The organism is Ohtaekwangia sp., from assembly GCF_036568665.1.
In the GTDB taxonomy this organism is placed as follows: Bacteria; Bacteroidota; Bacteroidia; order Cytophagales; family Cyclobacteriaceae; genus Ohtaekwangia.
In genome coordinates, this window is sequence record NZ_DATCSD010000293.1 from 1 (window position 1) to 5,611 (window position 5,611).

The window sequence follows — 5,611 nt, forward strand, 5'->3', positions numbered from 1 at the left end:
GGCTACAGGTAATTATAGTGTAACCGTTACCGATGCATCCGGAGCAACCGCCACATTATCCTCAACCATCACACAACCGGAAGCGATTGTTATATCGGGGACAATAACAGCAGCAAGTTGTTCAGGTATATCGAATGGTGCAATTGATGTTAGCGTCACCGGAGGCCAGGGAACATTTAATTACTCATGGAACAATGGCGCTACTACGCAGGATCTTTCGGGCCTGAGCTCGGGTATATATATACTTACCGTAAAAGACGGTGCAGGATGCAGTGTGCAAAAATCATTTTCTGTAACCAACTCCTCTCAACTGTTAATATCTGTTACACCCGTATTGCCAACATGCGGTCAGGCAAACGGAAGTATAAACATTACTGTTACTGGCGGAAATCCACCCTATACCTATACATGGTCTAATGGAGCAACAACAGAAGATCTTCAAAACCTGGCAGCGGGTCTTTACAAAGTTACTGTTAAAGACAGCAGTGGATGCTCAACGGAACTTGCGTATAACCTGAGGGAGAACAATACTTTAAAACTCAACGCTACGGTTACACAAACAAGCTGTACCGATGATGCATCGGGAGCAGTAGATTTGATTGTAACAGGCGGAACACCACCCTACACCTATACCTGGTCGAACGGAGTAACAACAGAAGATCTCTCCGGTCTTACTGCAGGTTTATACAAAGTAACCGTAACGGATAGCAATGGATGCACTGCCACATTGCAAGTAAATGTTTCGAAAAAAACATTCCAGTCCGGAGCACAGATTACACAACTGCGATGTGATGGTGAAGCATCGGGTTCCATTATACTTAATCCTACAGGAGGCATAGCTCCTTATACCTATCAATGGTCAAACGAATCAACAGGAAATTCACTCACCGGTCTTCCCTCAGGTGCTTATACAGTTGTAGTAACAGATGCTGAAGGTTGCACCGTTACATTCACGTTCGTAATCTCGAATCCTGTTGCCATTACAGCTTCTGCTACAGTAACAAACAGTCAGTGCAATACCGAAGGAAATTATAGTATAGATCTCACGGTAAACGGTGGAAAATCACCCTACACCTATACCTGGTCGAATGGCGCCACTACAGAAGACCTGAGTAACGTATCAACCGGTACATATACTGTTGTAATAAAAGATGCCAACGGATGTAGCTTAACAAAACAAGTTGCTGTAAGCGGATCAACTTCCGGATGGGCATGCCTCATCAATCAGCCTGATAGTATACCAACCTGCGGATCAATAGGTAATGTATTAAGTACATCTGTAGCGGGCGCAACCAGCTATCAATGGTCCGTTACAAGCACCGACAACCAATGGAGTATAACTGGCGGATCAACAACTGCATCTATACTATATATTGCCGGTGGCGAAAACAGTTCAGCAACATTTACGCTGACTATTGTGAAAGATGGCTGCACACAAACCTGCAATTATACAGCAAGCTCATGCACAACCGGTTCTTCAGGTGGTGGCAATGGTGGTGAAGACTGTGACGAATGCTTTGACTCTTCCATTACGCTATTGAGTAGTGAAGGTTCTTGCAAAACGTATAAAGCTCTAATAAGTACTACTGGAGAATGCCGGCACGAACTTTCGCACTGGACGATTGCTATACCTTGTGGCTCTTTACAATCCTATTCCAATTCTGAAGGTTGGGCTATGGAGATTGGTAAAGATCCCACTACCGGACTATATGGATTAAAGATAGATAACATCAACGGCTTCGGAAACGAACAAGCTACGTTTACGGTAACCTTCACTCTTTGCAGCAACGACTATAACTGTTCAAATACATTGAAGAACTGGCAGCCTGTGGTTGCTTATAAAGCAGGACTCTGTGTTGCGTACGATACCTTAAATCAAGGCGATGGGGACGGACCTGTAGTTTGTGCTTATCCAAATCCTTTTTACGGATCCGTGCACTTCAACTGGAGGTGCGATGAAGATGACTACATAGAGCTTGATATACTCGACAAGTGTGGCAAGGAGGTGCACAAAGTATTTAAAGGCAATGTAGAGAAAGGTCAGACTTATTCATTTGAATGCACCGGAGACAATTTGCACGATGATCTGTACATCTATCGTTTTGCATCAACACGGAAGAAAATTGTTTATGGAAAACTGGTCAAGAAAGATTAATGAAATACCTTTAGTAGTATAAAAGTAAAAAAGGCCGGTATATATATACTGGCCTTTTATTTCTCTTACTCTGCTGCTTTCTGTATTTCTTCCAGGTACATTTTCAGGTATTCGTCATGTCCTTTTCCGGTGTCGATAGTAAAGTCCGAGCTCGTAGCATTACCCCACGCCTCAATCTTGGCAGGAGTATATCCTCCACAAATACCACGATACCAAACTTCATCGTACGGATCAAAGAATTTTACAACGTAGAATTTCTTTCTCTCTCCTTTATAGTCACGTTCTGTCTTGTAGACAATCTCTATTTGAAAAGATGTATAGTCAGAGTCATATTCTCCTACCAGATAATCATTGAACTCACCTATAGCAAGACTATCCTGACTCGCATACTTAACCGGAAAATATCGCTCTATTCCATAGTCACTCAGCGTAGAGTAAAAGTTCGTTCTCGATGCCAAATCCTTTGCCAGATTCATCATGATCGCTTCATCGGGCTTCCGCTTTAGCCGAAGCAATGTAGTAACTACTCGCGGAGTAAGGTATAGATCATACTGTCTGGAAACTTTATAAAGCGTTGATATTTCCTTTTCCGTTAATTGATCATAACCCAGTATATCTACAATGTCATTCAGATTCTGATAGGTCGAATCTTTCAAATACGTCTGACTTTCACTTTCAAAATCCTGTAGAATGATTTTCTTATAGGTGGCTAATTCACCAAATAATAATGTTTTGTTTTTCAACAGATGGTTGGTAAGCATATATAAACCACCTTTATACTCTGGTATAGACAGAAATTTTACTGTGTTCAGTAAGAATGATTTTTGCAAAGCAGAGTCAACCACATAAGGACTGAAGATTGAAGTATACTTCCAGCTATCATCTTTTACAGGTTTATGCTTGGGCAAGAGCTTAGCCAGCACAGCAAGACTTTGCCTGGTATTTATACTCGACAATACTTTCAAAGCTGCATACTCTTGCGAAGGATTTGCCGAGAGAGATGGAAAAACTTTTTCGATAAAAGTAATTGATTTCTCTGATGCCAGATCTCGCAGCACATTGAGCATTACTTCCTTGCGACTATCTTCTGACTCGCGATCGTCTGAGTATGTTTTTGTTATCAGGTTTTGAATCGCCTCTATATCTGTTTCTTTGAACTCATATTCACTAAAAGCACTTTTCGCTTTCTTCCATACAGAAGTGTCGGAACTAACTATATCTTTTAACAGCAGAGATTTTTTATCAGATAGCAAATCTCCGGGAGGTACTCCGTTAAAGCGAAAGGAGTTAAAGAAATGATTTGCCGTTTCACCTTGTATTTCATCGGGAGGTAAAAATGTAAACAGCGTGTACCCGAACAAACCTCGGGTAAATGTGCGCACGCGAAACTGGAAATGATTATTACCCTGTCGTATAATCAGATCTTTTGCAGGGCGGCCGTCTACTTGTACATCGCGTTCCTGGATAATAGAATCACCTCTGAGCTTATACGCATTTGCCCGTGATGCCAGCACTGCACTGTCGTTCTTATACTGGGTATATATGGAATACTTCTCTATAGCGAGCGAGTAATTATTCCCGCTATATATATCCTGACCATAGTATACCTGCATGTTTGTGCCGGATGAGTTGTCCTCCTCTTCGGTTGGTTCGGTAGGGAAATCAGCCTTAAAGTAATTTTCGGATGATTGATGACTTGCCCATTCCGGTTTCTTATAAGGAAGAAACTTGAATGACTTCATAAATTTTGCAAGGTCAGCCTTTCGCTTCTCGGGAAAGAACCCGGTAACTATATATGCGCGATTGGTTCGCAGAATAACGTTCAACTCGGTAACGCCATCCTTTACATTCCCGGAAAACTTTCGGCCGGGGAATCCATCAAACACTAATGCTTTTAAAGCAGTAGTATCCTGACTTATTCTTGCTATAACTTCTTTTGATACCTGGCTCAGGTATAGCGAATCATCAAGTATATTAAAGCCTACCGGAAATTCATTGTAGATGACATAGGCTACAACCGATTCGGCAGTATACATGTGCAGGTTGATCTTGATTGTAACACCATCAGGTGTTTCACGATTAACCGTTGTTACTTGTGGCTCTCCTGGAAAATCAGCAGAGAAAGCTCCTTTTTCAGAAACAAAAGTCTTCCACGACTTTTGTGTCCATCCATACTGACTAATCAGTATGAATAGAGACAATAAGTAAATTCGCATGTATATATAGATAGGATTCGGCAAAAATCAGGAAAGCTGAATTTCTTCACCTTCCTTGTTGAGGAACTTAAACTCCGTTACAGCCATAGATGAGTCCATCACCAAAGTCACCCAACGTTTATACTTGAAGTACCAGCGCATGCGTTTCGAAATCAAACCGCGTGTAAAATAAGCGTGCAAGTAAGGATGCAATGCCAACACGAGGTCTTTCTCATTTTGCTTCACGAGCAGGTGCTCAACATTTTTTTCTATCAGATCAGATACCAGTATAGAAGCTGTTATTTTACCTGTACCGTTGCAAGTAGGGCAAACTTCTTTAGTAGTGATATTCATCTGCGGACGAACCCGCTCGCGTGTGATCTGCATCAACCCGAATTTTGATAATGGCAGCACTGTAGATTTAGCTTTATCTTCTGCCATCTCATCTTTCATGGTTTTATAGATGAGTTTTTTATTATCGAGGTTTCGCATATCGATAAAATCGATCACGATAATTCCTCCCATATCACGCAGTCGTAACTGGCGCGCTATTTCTTTCGCAGCTTCCAGGTTAACAGAGAGTGCTGTTGTTTCCTGGTTCTCTTCACGATTAGATTTGTTACCGCTGTTTACATCGATCACGTGAAGTGCTTCGGTGTGTTCGATGATCAGGTAGCCTCCGCCTTTCAAACTTACAGTTTGGCCGAAAGCAGATTTGATCTGCTTCTCTATACCATAGTGTTCAAAGATCTTGGCTTTGCCGGTATATAATTTTACGATCTTCTCCTTATCAGGCGCGATGCTGTGAACATACGCCTTTACATCTTCAAAGATCTTCTTGTCATCTACATGCACATTGTCGAATGATTCATTCAGCATGTCGCGTAGCAACGAAGATGTTTTACTGATCTCACCTATAACTTTATCGCGCGGATTGGCCGTAACAAGTCTCGCCATACCTTCTTCCCATGTATTTACCATGTTACGAAGGTCGCGGTCAAGTTCAGCTACGTCTCTTCCTTCCGCTACAGTGCGGATGATGACGCCAAAGTTTTCAGGTTTAATGGATTGAATGAGACGGAGTAGACGTTTCCGCTCATCGCTGCTGGTAATTTTTTTGGATACGCTTACAGCATTGGAGAATGGCACCAATACCAGGTATCGACCAGCTAATGATAACTCGCAGGATAATCGAGGCCCTTTTGTAGAGATTGGCTCTTTAACAACCTGAACGGGTATTAATTGACCCTTGGTAAGCTGC

General features: G+C 42.0%; 2 protein-coding genes and 1 pseudogene. 1 reads left to right on the forward strand and 2 read right to left on the reverse strand.

Features of this window, described 5'->3' with window-relative positions; genetic code table 11:
- Positions 1–2,155, forward strand: a pseudogene (locus tag VIN08_RS15965) (SprB repeat-containing protein); the annotation flags it as partial.
- A 65-nt stretch (positions 2,156–2,220) separates the two neighbouring features.
- Here the strand turns inward: VIN08_RS15965 and VIN08_RS15970 are convergent.
- Entirely contained in the window at positions 2,221–4,371 is a 2,151-nt protein-coding gene (locus VIN08_RS15970; protein ID WP_331967088.1) for a hypothetical protein, read from the reverse strand.
- A gap of 27 nt (positions 4,372–4,398) precedes the next feature.
- The coding region (locus tag VIN08_RS15975) for an Rne/Rng family ribonuclease (protein ID WP_331967089.1) at positions 4,399–5,611 on the reverse strand (1,213 nt) is incomplete at its 5' end.